The organism is Mycobacterium decipiens (genome assembly GCF_963853665.1).
GTDB classification, from domain to species: domain Bacteria; phylum Actinomycetota; class Actinomycetes; order Mycobacteriales; family Mycobacteriaceae; genus Mycobacterium; species Mycobacterium decipiens.
This window is the reverse complement of record NZ_OY970459.1, coordinates 951,841-971,552: the sequence shown is the minus strand read 5'-3', so window position 1 is coordinate 971,552 and position 19,712 is coordinate 951,841. Positions and strand designations below refer to the sequence as shown.

The 19,712-nt window shown below is 63.3% G+C and carries 20 protein-coding genes; 8 read left to right on the top strand and 12 right to left on the bottom strand.

Annotated elements, in window-relative coordinates; genetic code table 11:
- Window positions 1–407: 407 nt before the first annotated feature.
- Entirely contained in the window at window positions 408–1,604 is a 1,197-nt protein-coding gene (locus AADZ55_RS04360) for an EspA/EspE family type VII secretion system effector (protein ID WP_085323032.1), read from the top strand.
- Window positions 1,605–1,674: 70 nt separating this feature from the next.
- Window positions 1,675–1,992: an ESX-1 secretion-associated protein gene (locus tag AADZ55_RS04355; protein ID WP_085323031.1), complete on the top strand. Its 318-nt coding sequence runs from the start codon at window positions 1,675–1,677 to the stop codon at window positions 1,990–1,992.
- An 84-nt stretch (window positions 1,993–2,076) separates the two neighbouring features.
- Here the strand turns inward: AADZ55_RS04355 and AADZ55_RS04350 are convergent, their stop codons facing one another.
- Genes AADZ55_RS04350 through AADZ55_RS04340 form a run of 3 tightly spaced genes read right to left on the bottom strand, consistent with a single transcriptional unit; the run spans window position 2,077 to window position 4,062 of the window.
- Entirely contained in the window at window positions 2,077–2,448 is a 372-nt protein-coding gene (locus AADZ55_RS04350; RefSeq protein WP_085323030.1) for a thiocyanate hydrolase, read from the bottom strand.
- Window positions 2,449–2,459: 11 nt separating this feature from the next.
- Entirely contained in the window at window positions 2,460–3,170 is a 711-nt protein-coding gene (gene scnC / locus AADZ55_RS04345) for a thiocyanate hydrolase subunit gamma (protein WP_085323029.1), read from the bottom strand.
- Between the two features lie 52 nt (window positions 3,171–3,222).
- Window positions 3,223–4,062 carry an SH3-like domain-containing protein gene (locus AADZ55_RS04340; RefSeq protein ID WP_085323028.1) on the bottom strand — a complete coding sequence of 280 codons (840 nt, stop codon included), beginning with the start codon at window positions 4,060–4,062 and terminating at the stop codon, window positions 3,223–3,225.
- 201 nt (window positions 4,063–4,263) lie between these two features.
- Here AADZ55_RS04340 and AADZ55_RS04335 point away from each other — a divergent pair, with 201 nt between their 5' ends.
- A complete protein-coding gene (locus tag AADZ55_RS04335; protein WP_085323027.1) occupies window positions 4,264–4,797 on the top strand; it encodes an RNA polymerase sigma factor in 534 nt (177 codons plus the stop codon).
- Complete coding sequence (locus AADZ55_RS04330) at window positions 4,794–6,095, top strand: VOC family protein (protein WP_085323026.1); 1,302 nt, start codon at window positions 4,794–4,796, stop codon at window positions 6,093–6,095. Before AADZ55_RS04335 ends, AADZ55_RS04330 begins: the two co-directional genes overlap by 4 nt.
- On the opposite strand, the gene AADZ55_RS04325 is transcribed toward AADZ55_RS04330, so the two are convergent.
- The 8 genes from AADZ55_RS04325 to AADZ55_RS04290 all read right to left on the bottom strand — a co-directional run bounded on the left by AADZ55_RS04325 (window position 6,092) and on the right by AADZ55_RS04290 (window position 14,485).
- Window positions 6,092–7,315 carry an NAD(P)/FAD-dependent oxidoreductase gene (locus AADZ55_RS04325; RefSeq protein WP_085323025.1) on the bottom strand — a complete coding sequence of 408 codons (1,224 nt, stop codon included), beginning with the start codon at window positions 7,313–7,315 and terminating at the stop codon, window positions 6,092–6,094. The genes AADZ55_RS04330 and AADZ55_RS04325 overlap by 4 nt on opposite strands.
- A gap of 9 nt (window positions 7,316–7,324) precedes the next feature.
- Window positions 7,325–8,152, bottom strand: a complete 828-nt coding sequence (locus AADZ55_RS04320; protein ID WP_085323024.1) for a mycofactocin-coupled SDR family oxidoreductase — start codon at window positions 8,150–8,152, stop codon at window positions 7,325–7,327.
- Between the two features lie 68 nt (window positions 8,153–8,220).
- Window positions 8,221–9,030, bottom strand: a complete 810-nt coding sequence (locus tag AADZ55_RS04315) for an SHOCT domain-containing protein (RefSeq protein WP_085323023.1) — start codon at window positions 9,028–9,030, stop codon at window positions 8,221–8,223.
- 204 nt (window positions 9,031–9,234) lie between these two features.
- Window positions 9,235–10,425: an elongation factor Tu gene (tuf, locus tag AADZ55_RS04310; protein WP_085323022.1), complete on the bottom strand. Its 1,191-nt coding sequence runs from the start codon at window positions 10,423–10,425 to the stop codon at window positions 9,235–9,237.
- Window positions 10,426–10,559: 134 nt separating this feature from the next.
- Window positions 10,560–12,665, bottom strand: coding sequence for an elongation factor G (fusA, locus tag AADZ55_RS04305; protein ID WP_085323021.1), 2,106 nt, complete (start codon window positions 12,663–12,665; stop codon window positions 10,560–10,562).
- A gap of 52 nt (window positions 12,666–12,717) precedes the next feature.
- Window positions 12,718–13,188 carry a 30S ribosomal protein S7 gene (gene rpsG, locus AADZ55_RS04300; RefSeq protein ID WP_023370878.1) on the bottom strand — a complete coding sequence of 157 codons (471 nt, stop codon included), beginning with the start codon at window positions 13,186–13,188 and terminating at the stop codon, window positions 12,718–12,720.
- Window positions 13,188–13,562: a 30S ribosomal protein S12 gene (gene rpsL, locus AADZ55_RS04295; protein ID WP_085323020.1), complete on the bottom strand. Its 375-nt coding sequence runs from the start codon at window positions 13,560–13,562 to the stop codon at window positions 13,188–13,190. The genes rpsG and rpsL overlap by 1 nt, the downstream gene beginning before the upstream one ends.
- A gap of 275 nt (window positions 13,563–13,837) precedes the next feature.
- On the bottom strand, window positions 13,838–14,485 hold the full coding sequence (locus AADZ55_RS04290) for a TetR/AcrR family transcriptional regulator (RefSeq protein WP_242669935.1): 648 nt from the start codon (window positions 14,483–14,485) through the stop codon (window positions 13,838–13,840).
- Window positions 14,486–14,714: 229 nt separating this feature from the next.
- Between AADZ55_RS04290 and AADZ55_RS04285 the strand changes: the two genes are divergently transcribed.
- Both AADZ55_RS04285 and AADZ55_RS04280 read left to right on the top strand, forming a co-directional pair.
- Window positions 14,715–15,092, top strand: a complete 378-nt coding sequence (locus tag AADZ55_RS04285) for a DUF3060 domain-containing protein (protein WP_085323019.1) — start codon at window positions 14,715–14,717, stop codon at window positions 15,090–15,092.
- Window positions 15,093–15,165: 73 nt separating this feature from the next.
- Window positions 15,166–15,654 (top strand): DUF3060 domain-containing protein, encoded by a 489-nt coding sequence (locus tag AADZ55_RS04280; RefSeq protein WP_423202349.1) that lies wholly within the window; start codon window positions 15,166–15,168, stop codon window positions 15,652–15,654.
- Here AADZ55_RS04280 and AADZ55_RS04275 read toward each other — a convergent pair.
- Window positions 15,641–16,150, bottom strand: a complete 510-nt coding sequence (locus tag AADZ55_RS04275) for a GbsR/MarR family transcriptional regulator (RefSeq protein ID WP_085323017.1) — start codon at window positions 16,148–16,150, stop codon at window positions 15,641–15,643. The two genes, AADZ55_RS04280 and AADZ55_RS04275, sit on opposite strands and share 14 nt — an antisense overlap.
- A gap of 217 nt (window positions 16,151–16,367) precedes the next feature.
- Here AADZ55_RS04275 and AADZ55_RS04270 point away from each other — a divergent pair, with 217 nt between their 5' ends.
- Together AADZ55_RS04270 and AADZ55_RS04265 are read left to right on the top strand one after the other, a co-directional pair.
- The gene (locus AADZ55_RS04270; RefSeq protein WP_085323016.1) at window positions 16,368–16,796 is read left to right on the top strand and encodes an MmpS family protein; all 429 of its coding nucleotides are present in this window, start codon (window positions 16,368–16,370) and stop codon (window positions 16,794–16,796) included.
- Complete coding sequence (locus tag AADZ55_RS04265) at window positions 16,793–19,687, top strand: RND family transporter (RefSeq protein ID WP_085323015.1); 2,895 nt, start codon at window positions 16,793–16,795, stop codon at window positions 19,685–19,687. Before AADZ55_RS04270 ends, AADZ55_RS04265 begins: the two co-directional genes overlap by 4 nt.
- Window positions 19,688–19,712: the final 25 nt, after the last annotated feature.

Below are 19,712 nucleotides of genomic sequence, written 5' to 3'. Positions count from 1 at the left end.
GTCCGTATCCAACGCACCCACGCAGATTCGCGACAGGCTTCGAATTGGATTGGAGCGGCACACGTCATCCGCCACCACTCGGCAAGATGGGCACCGAAACCAATTGAGCTAGAACGCATGCCGGTGGCAGTGGTCGCTGCTGGCCGGGATCGAGTCGGCAATCGCCACCCGCCGGCCTGGGCCAACGCAGTCGGCCTTGCAGACCACACCAGCGGTCGTCGCCCACCGGGAATGTTCTCAGCCCGGCCCGCCACGCCCGCTAGACAACATCCTTGACCGTACGGAGCCAGCAGAGCTCTCAAACAGCCATAGTGTGCGAAACCGATATGTCGCCAGTTTTCGGTCCGCTCTCACACGGCCACAGAAATAGGATCGCCAAGGGTACGAATTGTTAAGGAGGCACCGCGGTGTCTAAAGCCGAGTACATCGATAAGTCAATAGATTCCATCAACGTCGAGCTGAAACTGCTCGGGATTGGAATCCCTGTCTCGGGAGAACTGTTCCAAACCAGTTCGTCACAGTTCAGCCAGATTGCGACAGCGCAGGGGGCGGCCGGTCCGGGCGCCAATTGGTCGGGGTCCGCGGCGGACAAATATTCCGACCGAAACCTATTCCTGCAAGACTGTGAAAAAATCGTCGCCGACGTAGACTACATCACCGGAACCCTGGTATCGGACCAGGCCAAGGCCGTCAAGGACGCACGCGGATCACTCGAGCACCAAATTTCCTATCTCAAGAAGATGAGACCCATCGCGGTAGACCTTTGGCATATACCATTTGTCGGTCACGCTTTATCGAAATTGTTCCAAATCCCGGTCTGTTCGAATGCGATGCAGCACGTTGCGTCCGCGACGACTAAACTAGCCACGATCACCGCGCAGAATACGACCAAGCTACTGCAATTGATTGCACAGATTCTCGAATTGTTGCTTAAGTTGCCCGCCGACATCGTGAAAGACTTGATAGCCGATTTGGAGTCCGAGCTGGCGCAGATTATCGCCCAGTTGCAGTACGACATAACCCACATCATTCCCGAGGTGGCCCACGAGATCAGCCACGTTATCTCCGACTTGAAGTATGACGTCACCCACATCATTCCCGGCTTGGAGTCTGAACTTTCCCACTTGCCACACCCCTCTGGCTCGTCGCGAATGTCCAGCCTGACCCACCTGTCCAGATCGACTCAGACGTCCAACACGACCGCCTTGTCCAACTCGGCCTCCGTGTCAGGCTCGACGTCCTTGTCCGACTCGTCCTCCCATGCGTCACCGTTGTCCGGCCTGACCCACGCGCCCGGCGGCGCCGGCTTACAGACCTCGAATCCGGCGGGTGCAAGCGTCGGCCAGACGCCTCGGCTGACCGCGGAGACGAGGCCGATCAGCAACCCTGGTGGTCAGTCGAGCAATCGGGCACGGATACTCGACTCGCAGGTCGATGAGAATACGCACGCCCCGCCGGGAAGCATGCCTTCACCCGCGCTAGGCCGACTCGCGAAGGACGCAGAAGCCCAGAAAGGCGCCGCCTCGGGTACGGCCGCTGCCGAGCGTGCACCCGTCAGCACCGACGCCGCCTCCGAACAGCCGCGGCAAAGGCACGTCCTTTGATACCGCAACAGTCAAATCCTTAACGTCCCAAAGCCATCGCCGCATCAGGTTGATCCGAGGAGACCAGGCCATGTCCAATCTGTTTAGCGTCAAACCGGAGTTTTTGCAGACATTAGCAAACGCTCAAGACAACACAACGACCGAGATCAAGTCCGCAATCCAAACGGTCTCGGGGATCAGTGAAGAGGTCTGTACGACTCATGGCTCAGCGTGTTCATCATTCAACACCACTCTGGCGAAGTATGTTTCGCTCCGCAGCGCCGCGGGCGCGGGCCTTGAGAAGCTTGCCACTCAGGTCGGGAGGAGCCTGCGCACTGCAGCCAAGGTCTATACCGAAGCCGACGACGGATTGGCCGGCATTCTGGACAAGTTCAAGTTTTCTGGCTGACCATGTCCGGTGGGCCTGCCGGGCGTCCGGGTACTCCGGCAGCTCTTGCATAGACACCGCGGAGTATCGCGCGAACTCCGCTCGTCACGCCTCCAGTCGGGCGCGGATGCCGGCGAGCCGTCGTTGCAGGTCTTCCTCATCGATAATGCCGCGTGCGACAAGTGAGTGAGCCAGTGAGACCAGCTGATTTTCGGGATAGGGCAGGCTGGAGTAGACGGTCGCCGACAGGAGATCTTCCTCGTCACGCCGTTCTTTGAACGTGGGGACGTCGGCGTCGCAGACGGCGTGGTCAAGGGCGTCGCACAAGCCGTCCAAGCTGGTCTTCCACGGAGGCACGGGATTCTCGACGCCGTACCTGGCGGCCATCCGGTGCCAGACTTGATTGCGTTCCACGATTTTCTGCAACGTCGCCACCGTGACCCGCTGGATCGAGCCCGAATCGCCTTGTGCGCTCATGCCAGAGCCACTCAGTCGGCGGCCGGATGGACAGCCGGACGCGTATCGACGATCACGTTGGTTGTGACGCCGGGTTTTGGCAGCGCGACACCGATCAGGCAGTCGCGCGTGACGATCTCCGCCAGCTGGCTCTCGGTCCAGCCGTCGGTGCCCTCGGGGCGCAGTGGCAGCACCATGAACCGGTGCTTCTGATTGGAATCCTCTACCCGGACCTCGACGTCCTCGGGCAGATAGAGTCCGAATTCCGCCAGCACCTGGCGCGGCCAGCGGAGGAGACGCCGGCGATAGTTGGGTGTGCGGTACCACTCCGGAGAGTTGCCAAGAATCGGGCGAGGGTAGCACGAGCAAAGCGCACAGACAATCACGTGGTGCAAAGTGGGTGTGTCCGCAAGGATTTGGAAGGCGACGAAGTCGCTGGGGGTGCCGAACCCGGTGGGTTCCAGCCAGTCCACCCCCATTTCCTTGCTGGCCGCCAGGGAGTCGTTGACCGCGAGTTGCTTGAACTCGGGATCGAGCCAGGCCCTGGCCACCAGACGTGCGGCCGGTGTGGGGCCGATCTGTTCGGCAAACTCGGTGAAGTGGCGATGCTCCTCGGCGGTAAAAATCCCCTTCTCGATGCACAATTCGCGTAACGCGATCTCCAGCACCTCGAAGTCGGTGATCTCGTCCACCATGGGCTTCACACTGCGCGCGTGGTCGTAGTCGTGGTCGTGGTCAGTCATGAAAATCCCTCTCTGGAAAGGCGGTCAGTCACTCAACGCGAGGAGTTCGGGTTCAGGCGATCGCTTCGAGCCAGCGTTCGGGAAGCTCGGTTTGGAGTGTGTCGGTTGCCGTGCCGGTGTAACCGTGGAACAGCTGGGAGAGGTTGAAGCGGACGACGTAGAACCACTCGGGCTGCGCGTCCTCGCGGTCCCAGGTCTCGTCCTCGGGTGCGGGGCTTTCGTAAGCAACCAAGGCGATCTCGCCCTTTGCGCCCCGGCAGTATTCGGGCGTGCGGGTGTAGAACACGACGGGAAGTTCGCGCACCAGCACCGGGTCGCCGACCTTGAACTTGGGCGTCCCCGCCTTGCCGGCATATATCTGTGGATCGCCGATCCCTACCGCATTCTTGTGGTGCGCGTTGCGCTTGACCCCCGACCCGTCGCCTTCGGATTTCGGCTTTGCCTCCAGCTTCTTTCCCTCGAGGCCACCGGCATAACGGCCCTTGACCTCAGCCATCCGCTCGCTCAGCTCGCCCAGGCTGATGTGGTGCTTCTCCACGAGGACGCGGGCGGCCGCCAAAAGCCAGCGGCCGTAGTACGGGAGCCCGAGGTATTGCGCACGCCCCACATCCACGTTGCCGATCCGGCGCCGCTCTTCGGACAGCCAGATGCCGCGCCACGCGAGAACTTCGCAGATCACATAGGTCATGTGCTCCCAGTACTCGTATTCCTTGTTCTCGTATTTCATTGGCGCGTCCGGCTCACCGCCCACATCGTGGACAGGCTTCAGGTATGCGGCGAGGTACTCGTGGTTGAGGAGGTCCGGTGTCGGGGCGTCCGGCAGCTCGGGATAGGATGACTTGAGTCGAGCCACTAGCTCCAACTGAGCCGCGCGCTGCGCCGCAGTACTCATGAACGCTCCTGCTGGTTGTGCGGACGTGTGACATTGGCGATCACGTGTCAACTTTACGCAATACCCGCGGTCCGGGCTGTGCGCCGGGCAAGAGCCCGATGATCAAGGCCCGCCCCTCCGGATTGGTGCGCTGCTAGGCGGTCTTGTCAATTTTCGCGACTACCCCGACGGAATTCATGCCGCAACGGCGACGATAGGGGTGTGAGCGCCGAAGCGGACCACCAATCCGACGCGCGCCATGCGCTGTTGGCACTGTACGACCAGGCCCTGCCAGTGGTGTACGGCTACTTCGTCCGGCGCTGTGGCGATCGTGGCACAGCAGAGGACCTGACATCGGAGACATTTCTGGCTGCCATGGATGCCGCACGCAAGACCGACCCGCCGCCGCTCGCGGTGCCATGGCTGCTCGGCGTGGCGCGACACAAGCTGGCCGACCACTATCGGCGCCGGCAGGACCGATTTACCGTGCCGGTTTCCGACCTGCCGGAACCAGTGGCTGGAGCGGGAGGGGCCATCGACGCCTGGGAAGCCGAGCTGGATCGCATGGTGGCCGAAAGCGTGCTGGCCCGATTGACCGAGCCACATCGCACGGTGTTGATGCTGCGCTACATGGACGACTGCACGGTCAGCGAGTGTGCGGAGCTGATTGGGCGCACCGTGCACGCGACCGAAGCACTGTTGGCCCGAGCCCGAAGGGCGTTTAAACAGCAGTATCCGGAAGGAGGCACGCCATGAGTCAGCTCAATCGCGCGGACCCATTGCGCGTGCTGCACACCGATGACCTTCCGGTCCACCCCGATCCGGCGTTCACCGCGCGATTGCGGCGACGTCTGGAATCCGCACTGGCCCTACCCGCTGGAACCGAAGCAAGCGAAAGGATCGTCATGAGCGGCACCACTACCGCAATCTCGCAACTGGCAGAACCATCCAGCGCCCCCGTCGCCGAGGGGCCACGCCCGGCGGCGCTGCCCTATCTGACCGTGGCCAACGCGCGTGCCGCAATCGCGTGGTACACGGATGCTTTGGGCGCGATCGTGGTCGGGGATCCAATCGTGATGGACGACGGGCGAATCGGACACGCCGAGATCACGGTAGCCGGCGGTGTGCTGTATCTGGCCGACGAGTACCCCGAACTGGGATTGAAAGCTCCTACACCGGAGGCGGTTTCGGTTAGCCTGATGCTGCGGGTGGCCAATACCGACGCGGCTCTGCAGCGAGCACGTGAACACGGTGCCACCGTGGTGCGCGAAATCGAAGAGAACTATGGAAGCCGCAACGCGACCGTCATCGATCCGTTCGGCCACCGATGGATGCTCACCGGACCCCTGCACACGGCCGGCACCGTCATCGCGCATGGCGACATCGGATACGTCTCGGTGTGGACGCCCGACACCGATCGGGCGGCTGCATTCTACGGTCATGTCCTGGGGTGGACGTACGATCCCGCGGCGCATCGGGTAACGAATACCGAACTGCCGACGGGACTTTTCGCCAACGCCGGACCCAGCACGCTGTTCTGCTGCTACGCCGTTGACGATCTGGAAGCCGCTCGTCGGAGGATCGTCGCGGCCGGCGGCGTACCGGGAGTAATCCGTCACTCCGAGTACGGACCCATCCTGGACGCCACCGACCCCCAGGGCGTCGCGTTCGCGCTATTCGAGCCGACCGCCGGTCGGAAACGCCCGGAGCTCAACGGATCCGGACCCGGAGAACTGTCGTACGTCACCTACGAGGTACCCGATTCCGCCGCGTTCCGCGATTTCTACGGCCAAGTGCTGCAATGGACCTTTGAACCTGGCCGCATCGCGGACGGCTGGCAGGTGCAGGCCACCCATCCGATGGCCGGCGTCGCCGGCGGCAGCCCGCATCCGAGCATCGTGCCAATGTGGACCGTGGCCGACATCGACGCGGCGGTCGCGCGGGTCCGTGCGGCCGGTGGCGCCGTGCTGGCCGAACCGACCCGCCAACCGTACGGGGTGACCGCCGAATGCACCGACGATCAGGGTGGCCGCTTCTATTTGGGCGAGTTTTAGCCCTGAGCTTCGCCCAACACTTCTGCGATGGGCGTGCCGGCGGCGATCTTGGCACGCGTCTTCATGACCTTGCCGGGCATCCCGCCGCCGACCACGCCGACCAGCAGCCCATCGCGCTCGTAGTACGCCAGGAACTTGCGGCCATCGTCTTCGACGAGGTGGACGATGTCGGTGGCGTGCGGCTCCCCTAGGCACTGGATCTTGACGTCGTACTGGTCGCTCCAGAAATACGGCACCACCACGGCCGAGGGCACCTCGCCGCCAAGCATCGCCGGCACCACGACCCGGGCCTGGTCGGTGACATTACTCCAATGTTCCACGCGTGCTTGGTGTCCCATCGGATCCCGCCAGGAGGCGACGTCACCGAGCGCCCATACATTCGGCGCGCTGGTTCGTCCGGCTCGGTCGCAGATCACGCCGTTATCGACCTCGACGCCGCTACCCTCCAGCCATTCAGTCGCCGGTGACGACCCGATGCCGACAACCACCAGATCGGCCGGCAGTTCGGTACCGTCGGTCAGAACCACCGTGTCGACATGCCCCTCGCCACGCACCTCGGCCACCCCGAGACCGGTGCGCACATCAACGCCCTCGTCGCGATGCAGCCGGGTCACCAACCGGCCGATCTGCTCGCCCAGCACCGAGGCCAACGGCGCCGGCTGCGGCTCAACCAACACCACGTCCACACCGAGACCGCGCAGGCTGGCAGCCACCTCGCAACCGATGAAACCGGCTCCAACGACCACCGCGTGCCGTGCGGCGGATGCATGCTCGCGCAGCGCCATGCTCTCGTCGAATGACCGGAGCACTCGAACGCCATCGAGATCGGGGAAGTTCGGAATGCGCCGCGGCACCAAACCGGTCGCGATGACCAGCTCGTCATAGCCGAGCACCGTTCCGTCAGCCAGCGTCACCGTCTGCGCGACGGTGTCCAAATTGGAAGCGGCCGAGCCCAGGCGCAGGGCGATGTCCTTTTCGACATACCACTCCCGGGGTTTGAGAGCCACATCGTCGACCTGGCTACGCAGCACCTCCTTGGACAGCGGCGGCCGATCGTAAGGCAGATGCACCTCGTCGCTGACGATCGTGAGGCGACCCGAGTAGCCCGCACGACGCAGTTGCTCGGCGGTCCGAGCCGCAGCCAGCCCGCCGCCGACGATCACAATCCCGTCGTCAAATTCGTTGAGGCCTTCGCTACTGGTCACGTGGAGTTCATACACGATCCCGCGTCAATACTTCAAGGCACCCTTGTCGACCGGGATCTGGTTGCCCGACAATGTGCCCGAGCCGTCGCCAGCCAACCAAACAACGACGTCGGATACCTCGTCTGGTGTCATAAACCCTTTGGGCTGCAAGGGCATTGGCGGAAAGCTGTGCACATATCCGGGATGCTTGGCGAAAATCTGCATCATTGCCTCCGGCTCGATCATCGGGGTGTCTACCGAGTAGGGATGGATGGAGTTGACCCGAATGCCGAATTCGCCGAGTTCGATGGCCAGTGTGTTGGTCAACGCGACAAGCCCGTGCTTGCTCGCCGCGTAATGGCCGTTGCCCGGCGTCGCCTTCAAACCCGCCGACGAGCTGACGACCACAATCGAGCCCCCGTTACCGGCCGCGATCATCGCGGGCACGGTGGCCCGCAGGGTGCGCCAGGTACCAGTCAAATTGACCCCGACAATGGTGTCCCACTGCTCGTCGGTAAGTTCCCAGAGCCTGCCCCAGCCCAGTACCCCGGCGTTGGCCACCACGATGTCGAGCCGGCCGAACTGCTCGACACCGTCGGCGACCAGCTGCCGCAACGCGGCGTCGTCGCGAATATCCACCTCGCGTGCCAGCACCTTGCGGCCCTCGGCTTCCACCGCGCGGATGGTCCCGCCGAGGTCTTCGGGGGTGGCCGGCGGGTAAGTCACGCTGCCGGATACCGGCGCGCAGATGTCCAGCGCGACGATATCGGCCCCCTCCCGGGCTAGCCGCACCGCGTGCGACCGTCCCTGGGCACGGGCAGCGCCGGTGACAAATGCCACCCGGCCTTGCAGTGATCCGACCGGTGCAGCCACACCGACCCCCTCTCGCCGAATGTCAGGCTAGCAGCGAGACTGTAACGTGTTCTAACTCGCGCCCGGGCTTAGATCTCGGCGATGATTTGGGCGCGCCTGCTGTTGTATTCCTGGTCGGTGACCGCACCGCTGGCGCGCAGCGATTCCAGCTCCGCAAGCCGCTCGCCGATCGACGCTTGCGCGGCATCCGCCGCCGGCCGCGCGGCCGCCGGCGTCTGCTGCTCGACCGCCCGCCGCACCACCGCTTGGATCTGCTGACGAAGGGCCGGATTCGACCGGATGTCCACCATCCGGTTGAGCGGAACATTGTTTGCCTTGAGAATCTGCAAGATCTCCATCAGCGGGCCGGCTTGCCCACTCAAGTCATAGGTTTTGTTGTCTTCGGCGACGGTGAACTGAGCGGGCACCAGGCCGTTGACCAAAGCGCTTCGCTCCCAGTCGATCCGGTATTCGCCGGTGGTGGGATCAACCAGGACCACGAGTTTGCGTGCCGTGAGGTTGCCCAGCCGGGTCACGCTGGCGATGACCCGGTCTTCGGTATCGAACGGGATAATCCCAGGTCCGGATATGTGCAGATGTACCTTAACCAGCGGTTGATCGTTGATCCGGGTACCCGTCTCGCTGAGCCCGGTGATTTGCGCGAGCGCCAGCACCCCGGTCTGCTCAAGCGCCGCCGTCTTGGCGGCCGTCTTCGCCCCGTAGGTGGTCAATGCGAGCGCGACCAGCACGTCAGCGACGGTGATGATCAGACCGACATAGAGCATCCACGACATCAGGCTGCCTAGCCCGAGGGTGAAGTAGACGACCAAGAAGATCGGCCCGACCAGGCCACCGCACAACAACACCAACAACTGCATCTTGATATAGCGCGCTAACAACGTGCCTGCTCCTCGCCTTGCCGGACCGCTCGTGTCAGATTAGCGCCCACCCTGGTGCTACCGATCCCAAACATCGCAATGGGATAGCGCCGGTGGCGCGCAGCCAACGTGCCGTACGCGAGGCGAAACGAAACCCGTCCCGACAAGCACCGGGCCCGGATCGCCGCTGTCGGCAATCCGGGCCCGGTGCTTGGTCGCGTGGACCTACTTGATGATCTTGACGACCCGGCCGGCGCCGACGGTGCGGCCACCCTCACGGATCGCGAAACGCAGACCTTCATCCATGGCGACGGGCTGGATCAGCTTCACCGTGATGTTGGTGTTGTCACCGGGCATCACCATCTCGGTGCCTTCCGGCAGCGTCACCACACCGGTCACGTCGGTGGTGCGGAAGTAGAACTGCGGACGGTAGTTGTTGAAGAACGGCGTGTGCCGGCCGCCTTCGTCCTTGGACAGGATGTAGACCTGGCCCTCGAACTCGGTGTGCGGCGTGGTGGTGCCGGGCTTGATGACGACCTGACCGCGCTCGACGTCCTCACGCTTGACACCGCGCAACAGCAGACCGACGTTGTCACCGGCCTGCCCCTGGTCGAGTAGCTTGCGGAACATCTCCACACCGGTGACGGTGGTCTTGGTGGTGGTCGGACGGATGCCGACGATCTCGACTTCCTCGTTCACGTTGACCACACCGCGCTCCACGCGACCGGTCACCACCGTGCCACGACCGGTAATGGTGAAGACGTCCTCGACGGGCATCAGGAACGGCTTGTCGGTCTCGCGGACCGGGTCCGGGATGGACTCGTCGACCGCCTTCATCAGCTCCTCGACGGACTCGACCCACTTCGCGTCACCCTCAAGCGCCTTGAGCGCCGAGACGCGGACGACCGGTGCGTCCTCGTCGAACTCCTGGGCGGCCAACAGCTCGCGGACCTCCATCTCGACGAGTTCGAGCAGCTCCTCGTCGTCGACGGCGTCGGCCTTGTTCAGCGCCACCAGGATGTAGGGCACGCCCACCTGACGCGCGAGCAGCACGTGCTCCCGGGTCTGCGGCATCGGACCGTCGGTGGCGGCGACCACCAGGATCGCACCGTCCATCTGGGCGGCACCGGTGATCATATTCTTGATGTAGTCGGCGTGGCCGGGGGCGTCGACGTGCGCGTAGTGCCGCTTGTCGGTCTGGTACTCCACGTGCGCGATGTTGATGGTGATACCGCGCTGACGCTCCTCTGGGGCGTTGTCGATCTGGTCGAATGCTTTCGACTCGTTCAGATCGGGGAACTTGTCGTGCAGGACCTTGGTGATAGCCGCGGTCAGGGTGGTCTTGCCGTGGTCAACGTGACCGATGGTCCCGATGTTGACGTGGGGCTTGGTCCGCTGGAACTTCGCCTTCGCCACTTCTGTGTCCTCCTGGACTTGTTGGTGCTTATTAAAAGCAGTGTTGATGTTTTCAGTTATGCCGCGGCCGTAACCGGGCCAGGCTACTCCCTGGCGTCTTGATGATCACCGCTCGGCCCCTAGTTACAGTGCGCTCACTCGCCCGTCGCCTTCGCGATGATCTCCTTCGACACGTTCGCCGGCACTTCGGAGTACGAGTCGAACACCATGGAGTAGTTCGCCCGGCCTTGTGTCTTGGACCGCAGGTCCCCGACGTAGCCGAACATTTCCGACAGCGGCACGTGCGCCTTCACGACGCGCGCACCGGCCCGCTCCTCCATGGCCTGGATCTGGCCACGGCGGGAGTTCAGGTCGCCGATCACATCGCCCATGTAATCCTCGGGCGTGGTGACCTCAACGGCCATGATCGGTTCCAGGATCACCGGCTGGGCCTGCGCCGCAGCCTTCTTCAGCACCTGCGAACCGGCGATCTTGAATGCCATTTCCGACGAGTCCACCTCGTGGAAGGAACCGTCGAGCAGCGTCACCTTGAGGTTCACCAGCGGGTAGCCGGCCAGCACGCCATATTGCATGGCGTCTTGGGCACCCGCATCAACCGACGGGATGTACTCGCGCGGGATGCGCCCACCGGTGACCTTGCTCTCGAACTCGTAGGTAGCGCCGTCTTCGCCGGTGAACGGCTCGAGCTTGATAAGCACCTTGGCGAACTGGCCGGAGCCACCGGTCTGCTTCTTGTGGGTGTACTCGACGCTGTCCACGACGCGGCGGATGGTCTCTTTGTAGGCCACCTGCGGCTTGCCGACGTTGGCCTCGACCTTGAACTCGCGGCGCATGCGGTCCACCAGGATGTCGAGGTGCAGCTCGCCCATCCCACCGATGACGGTCTGACCGGTCTCGGAATCCAGGTGCACCTTGAAGGTCGGATCCTCTTCGGCCAGCTTCTGGATCGACAGGCTCAGCTTCTCCTGGTCGCTCTTGGTCTTCGGTTCGATCGCTACCTCGATCACCGGCGCCGGGAACGTCATCGACTCGAGCACGATCTGCTGATTCGGGTCGGCGAGGGTGTCCCCGGTAGTGGTGTCCTTGAGACCGATCACCGCATAGATGTGACCCGCCGATGCCGTGTCCACCGGGTTTTCCTTGTTGGAGTGCATCTGGAACAACTTGCCCAGGCGCTCCTTTTTGCCCTTGGTGGCGTTGATGACCTGGCTACCGGAGTCAACCTTGCCCGAGTACACCCGGACGTAGGTCAGCTTGCCGAAGAACGGGTGGGAAGCGACCTTGAACGCCAGCGCGGAGAACGGTTCCTCGGTCGACGGTTTGCGCACGACCTCCTCGTCCTCCTTGCCCGGTGCGTGGCCGACGGCCGCCGACACGTCCAGGGGCGAGGGCAGGTAGTCAATAACGGCGTCGAGCATCGGCTGCACGCCCTTGTTCTTGAACGCGCTGCCGCACAGCACCGGGTAGGCCTCCGAGCTGATGGTCAGCTTGCGGATCGCGCCCTTGATCTCGGCGACGGTGAGCTCTTCTCCGCCGAGGTACTTCTCCAGCAGCTCCTCGTCGGTTTCCGCCACGGCCTCGACCAGCTTGGTGCGGTATTCCTCCGCCCGCTCCGCCAGGTCGGCCGGGATCTCAATGGTGTCGTAGGTTTCACCGAGCTTGGTCTCGCCGCGCCAGACCTTGGCGTTCATCTCGACCAGGTCGACGACACCCTCGAAGTCGCCCTCGGAGCCGATAGGTAGCTGGATCGGAATGACGTTGGCGCCGAGCCGCTCCTCCATCGTCCTTACCGAGAAGTAGAAATCGGCACCGATCTTGTCCATCTTGTTGACGAAGCAGATCCGTGGGACGTCGTACTTGTCGGCCTGCCGCCAAACCTGCTCGGACTGCGGCTCAACGCCTTCCTTGCCGTCGAACACCGCAACGGCGCCGTCGAGCACCCGCAGACTGCGCTCCACCTCGACGGTGAAATCCACGTGCCCCGGCGTGTCGATGATGTTGATCTGGTTGTCGTTCCAGAAGCAGGTGGTCGCCGCGGACGTGATGGTGATCCCGCGCTCCTGCTCCTGCTCCATCCAGTCCATGGTGGCGGCGCCGTCGTGCACTTCACCGATCTTGTAGCTGATGCCGGTGTAGTACAGGATCCGTTCGGTCGTCGTGGTCTTGCCGGCGTCGATGTGCGCCATGATGCCGATGTTGCGGACCTTGGTGAGGTCGGTCAGCACGTCCTTCTGTGCCACAGAAGTCTTCCCACTCTTTCAGTTGCTTAGTTAGTTCGCTATCGGGCGGATATCACCAGCGATAGTGTGCAAACGCTCGGTTGGCCTCGGCCATCTTGTGGGTGTCCTCACGTCGCTTGACGGATGCCCCCAGGCCATTGCTGGCATCCAGGATCTCATTTGCCAGACGCTCGATCATCGTCTTCTCTCGCCGCTGCCGTGAGTAGCCGACCAGCCAACGCAGCGCCAGCGTGGTCGACCGGTCCGGGCGCACCTCGACGGGCACCTGATAGGTCGCACCGCCGACGCGCCGGCTGCGCACCTCGAGAGCTGGCTTGACGTTGTCCAGGGCGCGCTTGAGCGTGATGACGGGATCGGTGCCGGTCTTGTCGCGAGCGTGCTCGAGCGCGCCATAGACAATGCGCTCGGCCAGCGATTTCTTCCCCTTCAGCAGAACTTTGTTCACCAGTTGGGTGACCAGCTGCGATCCGTAGACCGGGTCGTTGACCAACGGACGCTTGGGTGCGGGCCCCTTGCGCGGCATCAGCCCTTCTCCTTCTTGGCGCCGTAACGGCTGCGAGCCTGTTTGCGGTTCTTGACACCCTGAGTATCCAGCGAACCGCGGATGATCTTGTACCGCACACCGGGCAGGTCCTTAACCCGGCCGCCACGCACCAGCACCATCGAGTGCTCCTGCAGGTTGTGGCCCTCGCCGGGAATGTAGGCCGTGACCTCGACCTGACTCGTCAGCTTCACGCGCGCGACCTTCCGAAGCGCCGAGTTCGGCTTCTTCGGAGTGGTGGTGTACACGCGGGTGCATACGCCACGACGCTGCGGGCTGCCCTTCAGGGCCGCGGTCTTGACCTTGGCGATCTTGTCCCGACGACCCTTGCGGACCAGCTGCTGAATGGTTGGCATCTACCGGCTTCCTATGTTGTGCGTTCGACGTGCGGTTTAGAAGTTCCTGTTGCTGCAGTTGTGCCCGGCCTCGGAATAACCTCAGTACCCCGCGGCCGGGTGTGTCGCATGGCTTGCCTCGAACTCGATTCGTCTTATCCGAGGCATCGTGGACACGCGAATTGGCCCGGCATTCACACCCTTACGTCAGGCGCTAAGCCGCCAGGCACGAGCAACCACAATACCCGCCAGCGGTCTGGCAGGTCAAAGCGGCCTTCTGGCCTTACCAGCCCCGGCTAAGTCGTGCCGGCAGCGCTGTGGGCGGTACGCCTTTCCATGCCCGCCGCCAGCCGCAGCACCATGTCGGTGAACACCGCGTCGGTGTCGATGTCGTCCATCACGCCGGTCATTTCCAGCAACACGAACCCATGCAGAGCCGACCAAAACTCGAGTGCGGCGTAGAAGGCCTCGTCGCCGTCGAGGCCGTAGGAAGCCAGCACGGCGATAACCGGTGCGGCCGCGCCCCTGGTCGCAGCGGTGTATTCGGGGTCGTCACCGCCCAGCGGCATCCGGGTGAACGCCGAGTACCGGCCGGGGTGGTGGTGCGCATAGCTGCGGTAGGCACCGGCCATGACCAACACCGCATCGTCGCGGGCGCGACCCGCACCGACTCTGTTCAGCATCGTGATGATGTCGTCGATGACCCGAATCCGCACCGCGCGGCGCAGGTCCTCCAGGCTGTCCACGTGGTTATACAGCGACGGCCCCTTGGTCCCGAGCTGCGTCGCCAGCGCATTGATGGTCAGCGAGTCCCAGCCCTCCCGGTCCAGAAAGTTCAGGGCACCCTCGACGATGCCATCGCGGCTCAGCTTGGCCGGGCGGGTCGCGGGTTTCCCCGCGCGCGGGCGGCCACCCGCTGATGGTGCTTCCGGCTGAGCTGCCATGGCGATATCGCCCTTCGGTTGGGTTGATCGGCTTTGGGTCACCACCGGTTTTCGGGGGACGTCAGCGTCAACTAATGACTCTAGTTGACCGGGTCGCGAAATAGCCGAAACCGGACGCGGGTGACTGCGGCGAGAAATGCGCGCAACTCTGTCGTCGCGCAGGCGAATGCACGTACGCTCAGTCAAGGCTCGGTCGAGCGTCACCCGCCCAAGCGAAAGGGAGCCCGCCGTGAAGTGGACAACCGTCGCCGCGCCGCTGGCTTCCTGCGTCATCACCATCGCCGTCCCCGTCGCCACGCCCCCACCGGCCGCGCACGCCAAAAACGGCGACACCCATGTCACCGGGCAGGGCATCGAGCGGACGCTGGACTGCAACGAATCCACCCTGTTTGTCAACGGCACTCAGAACACCATCACCGCGCTGGGAACCTGCTGGGCGGTCACCGTAATGGGCTCGTCCAACACCGTCGTCGCCGACACGATCGTCAACGACATCACCGCCTACGGCTGGGACGAGACGGTGTTCTTTCGCAACGGTGATCCGTTCATCTGGGACCGTGGCCGCGAATTAGGCATGGTTAACCGGCTGCAGCGGGTCGGCGGCTGAGACATCAGGGTCCGCCAGTGACCTCGTTGACCATCCACACCGACGCCCGACTGAACGACGAATCGAGGAACCATTGCGCGCCCATCCCGCCGCCAACTCATCCCGGCTGGCCGCTCTCGCCCTGGCGCTGACTGCCGCGGCTCTAGCGCTGGCCGGCTGCAGTTCGACCGCCAACCCGCCGGCAACTACGACCCCCGGGACCACCACCACCGCAACAACGCCTACGACGAGCGGCCCAACTGCGGCACCGACCGCGACGACCGGAGCAACCACAACGGCTTCGATCGAGATCGGCAACACGCTGAACTACGGATCGATCGGGACCAAGGCCACCCTTGACTGCGCCGATGGCAAATCGCTGAACGTCGGTGGCTCGGACAACATCTTGACCGTGACCGGCACCTGCGCGACGGTGACCATCGGCGGTGCGAACAACAAGATCACCTTCGACACGATCGATCAGCGCATCACCGTGGTGGGGCTGGACAACACGGTCACCTACAAGAACGGTGACCCAACGATCGACAACCTCGGCGCGGGCAACAGCATCAAGAGGGAGTGACCCCAGCATTCCCGGTTTGCTGGCCATACCGCCCCAGGGCGTCGGAGACAACTTGCTCCATATAGGCCAACAGGTCCCGCATCTCCCGCAATCGCCGACTTCGCTCCGGCGGGGCGTCGCCCAGGGCCTTGAGCCCGACGTCAGCCAGGTTTTGCATATCGGCCATGGTCCGGATGCGCTCACGCTCGCCGGCCGCGAAGGCGTTGGGCCGCAACCGGAAAAAGGTGCGCCGATCCCCGGCGACCGCGAGCCGCTCAATGAACCCGAATTGAATCAGCATCCGGGCATTTGTGCTGATCCCTCCGCTACTGGCCGCCAACGCCGTCGCCAATTCCTCCGACGACTGCCGCTCGGGATCACACACCAGCAGCCAGCCCAACAAGCGGCCGGCCAATCGAGTCAGGCCGCTGGACTCGAAGTATCCGCCCATCTGCTCGACGAATTCCATGATGTCGGCCTCGGCGCACGCTCCATCGACGCCGTCATTGACGCTCACAAGTTTCACTGTACTCTGAAATCTTAGTGGTGACGGCCTGTACGCCTCGATCAGACCGGCACAAGCGTCACGCGGCAGAGGGGAAGTCACCGATGAGTGCGACCCGGGTTTCGCCACCGCAGCAGGCGATCGGACCGGACCGGACCGCTGTCGATCGGTTCAGCCTCATGAACGGATCGGCCCGGAAGCCCGGCAGCGAGATCCCGCGGGGAGGGCGATGATCGGAATTCTCAAACGTGCCTGGATAGCGCTGCTCATCCTGGTTGTGGTCGTCATCGCCGGTTTCACGGTCCAGCGGATCCGCACTTTCTTCGGTTCCGAAGGCATCTTGGTGACGCCGAAGGTCTTCGCCGATGACCCTGAGCCGTTCGACCCCAAGGTAGTGAAGTACGAAATTTCGGGCTCCGGTAGCTACGCCAATATCAACTACCTGGACCTCGACGCGAAGCCACAGCGGATCGACCGCGCGGCACTGCCGTGGTCGCTCATCTTAAAGACCACGGCGCCGTCCGCGGCCCCCAACATCCTCGCGCAAGGCGACGGCAATTCGATCAGCTGCCGAATCACCGTCGATGACGAGGTGAAGGACGAGAGGACCGCAACCGGAGTGAACGCCCTGACCTATTGCTTTGTGAGATCCGCATGACCGCACCCACGACACTCGCGCCGACGGACTCCGTCCCGCCGGAGAAGCGTGCGGCGCGACCGTTCATCGCGAGAATGATCCGCACCTTCGCGGTGCCGCTCATCCTTGGCTGGTTGGCCACCATCGTGGTGCTGAACGTCAGTGTGCCGCAACTGGAAACGGTCGGGCAGATGCAGGCGGTGTCGATGAGCCCCGACGCCGCACCGTCAATGATCGCGATGAAACGCATCGGCAAGGTGTTCAAGGAAGGCGACTCCGACAGTGCGGCGATGATCGTGCTGGAGGGCCAACAGCGGCTCGGTGGCGCCGCCCACGCGTTCTACGACCAGATGATCGACAAGCTGAAGGCGGACACCAAGCACGTCCAGTCCGTACAGGACTTCTGGAGCGATCCGCTCACCGCCCCGGGCGCACAAAGCGGCGATGGCAAGGCCGCCTACGTTCAGGTGAAACTGGCAGGCAATCAGGGCGAGTCACTGGCCAACGAGTCGGTGGAGGCGGTTAAGAGCATCGTCGACAGCCTTGCGCCGCCACCCGGGGTCAAGGTGTATGTCACCGGTTCGGCTGCGCTGGCCGCCGATCAGCAGCTGGCCGGCGACCGCAGCCTGCAGTTGATCGAGGTGGTCACGTTCACGGTGATCATCGTGATGTTGCTGCTGGTCTACCGGTCGATCGTCACGGCGGCGATCATGCTGACCATGGTGGTACTCGGGTTGCTCGCCACCCGCGGGGGCGTGGCGTTCCTCGGTTTCCACCGGATCATTGGGCTCTCGACCTTTGCGACCAACCTGCTCGTGGTGCTGGCGATCGCGGCCGCCACCGACTACGCCATCTTTCTGATCGGCCGCTATCAGGAAGCGCGCGGGTCCGGCCAGGACCGAGAATCGGCGTACTACACCATGTTCGGCGGCACGGCCCATGTGGTGCTGGGTTCGGGTTTGACCATCGCCGGTGCCACGTTCTGCCTGAGCTTCACCCGGCTTCCGTACTTTCAGACCCTCGGTGTGCCCTTGGCGATCGGCATGATCATCGTCGTCTTCGCCGCGCTCACCCTGGGTCCGGCGATAATCACCGTGGCCAGCCGGTTCGGCAAGCTGCTCGAACCCAAACGGATGGCGCGGGTGCGGGGCTGGCGCAAGGTCGGGGCCGCCATCGTCCGGTGGCCCGGCCCGATCCTGGTCGGCGCGGTGGCACTGGCGCTGGTCGGTCTGTTGACCCTGCCCGGATACAAGACCAACTACAACGACCGCAAGTACCTACCCGCCGACCTGCCGGCCAACGAAGGCTATGCGGCTGCGGAGCGCCATTTCTCGCAGGCCCGGATGAACCCCGAAGTGCTGATGGTCGAAAGCGACCACGACATGCGCAATTCATCCGACTTCCTAGTGATCAACAAGATCGCCAAGGCAATCTTCGGCGTCGAGGGGATATCCCGGGTGCAGGCCATCACCCGGCCGGACGGCAAACCCATCGAGCACACCTCCATCCCCTTCCTGATCAGCATGCAGGGCACCTCCCAGAAACTGACCGAGAAATACAACCAGGACCTGACGGCCAGCATGCTCAAGCAGGTCAACGACATTCAGACCAATATCGACCAGATGGAGCGGATGCACAGTCTCACCCAGCAGATGGCCGATGTCACCCACGGCATGGTTGTCCAGATGAAGGGGATGGTGGTCGACGTCGAACAATTGCGCAACAACATCTCCAATTTCGACGATTTCTTCCGCCCGATCCGCAGCTACTTCTACTGGGAGAAGCACTGTTACGACATCCCGGTCTGCTGGTCAATCCGGTCCGTGTTCGACACCCTCGACGGAATCGACGTCATGACTGAGGACATCAACAACCTGCTGCCGCTCATGGAACGCCTGGACTCGCTCATGCCCCAGCTGACCGCGATGATGCCCGAGATGATCCAGACCATGAAGAACATGAAGTCCGAGATGCTGAGCATGCATTCCACGCAGGAAGGGCTGCAGGATCAGATGACGGCGATGCAGGAGAATTCGTCCGCGATGGGCGAAGCCTTCGACTCTTCGCGCAACGACGACTCGTTCTATCTGCCTCCCGAGGTATTCGACAACCCCGACTTCAAACGCGGCCTGGAACAGTTCCTCTCGCCGAACGGGCACGCGGTGCGGTTCATCATCAGCCACGAGGGCGACCCGATGAGCCAGGAGGGCATCGCGCACATCGCCAAGATCAAGAAGGCCGCCAAGGAAGCCATCAAAGGCACGCCGCTTGAGGGTTCCACGATCTACCTTGGCGGTACCGCGGCGATGTTCAAGGACTTGTCCGACGGCAACACCTATGACTTGATGATCGCCGGAATCGCGGCGCTCTGCCTGATCTTCATCATCATGCTGATCATCACCCGCAGCGTCGTCGCGGCCACCGTCATCGTCGGCACCGTGGTGCTGTCGCTGGGCGCCTCATTCGGGCTGTCCGTGCTGATCTGGCAACACATCCTCGGCATCGAACTGCACTGGATGGTGTTGGCAATGGCGGTCATCATTCTGTTGGCCGTTGGCGCGGATTACAACCTGCTGCTGGTTGCCCGGCTCAAGGAGGAGATCCACGCCGGCATCAACACCGGAATCATCCGCGCGATGGGCGGCAGCGGGTCGGTGGTGACCGCCGCCGGGCTGGTGTTCGCCTTCACCATGATGTCGTTCGCAGTCAGTGAGCTGACCGTGATGGCTCAGGTTGGCACCACTATCGGCATGGGCCTGCTCTTCGACACCCTGATCGTGCGATCCTTCATGACACCGTCGATCGCGGCACTGCTGGGAAAGTGGTTCTGGTGGCCTCAGGTTGTCCGGCAACGACCCGTTCCTCAGCCGTGGCCGTCGCCTTCATCGGCACGGACCCTCACCTCGGTCTGAGCCGGCAGGGACACTTTCTACTCGC

Coding starts and splice junctions, on each gene's coding strand:
- AADZ55_RS04355 (WP_085323031.1), top strand. CDS start 1,675: ATGTCCAATCTGTTTAGCGTCAAACCGGAGTTTTTGCAGACATTAGCA.
- AADZ55_RS04350 (WP_085323030.1), bottom strand. CDS start 2,448: ATGAGCGCACAAGGCGATTCGGGCTCGATCCAGCGGGTCACGGTGGCG.
- scnC (WP_085323029.1), bottom strand. CDS start 3,170: ATGACTGACCACGACCACGACTACGACCACGCGCGCAGTGTGAAGCCC.
- AADZ55_RS04340 (WP_085323028.1), bottom strand. CDS start 4,062: ATGAGTACTGCGGCGCAGCGCGCGGCTCAGTTGGAGCTAGTGGCTCGA.
- AADZ55_RS04330 (WP_085323026.1), top strand. CDS start 4,794: ATGAGTCAGCTCAATCGCGCGGACCCATTGCGCGTGCTGCACACCGAT.
- rpsG (WP_023370878.1), bottom strand. CDS start 13,188: ATGCCGCGCAAGGGGCCCGCACCCAAGCGTCCGTTGGTCAACGACCCG.
- rpsL (WP_085323020.1), bottom strand. CDS start 13,562: ATGCCAACCATTCAGCAGCTGGTCCGCAAGGGTCGTCGGGACAAGATC.
- AADZ55_RS04290 (WP_242669935.1), bottom strand. CDS start 14,485: ATGGCAGCTCAGCCGGAAGCACCATCAGCGGGTGGCCGCCCGCGCGCG.
- AADZ55_RS04270 (WP_085323016.1), top strand. CDS start 16,368: ATGATCGGAATTCTCAAACGTGCCTGGATAGCGCTGCTCATCCTGGTT.
- AADZ55_RS04265 (WP_085323015.1), top strand. CDS start 16,793: ATGACCGCACCCACGACACTCGCGCCGACGGACTCCGTCCCGCCGGAG.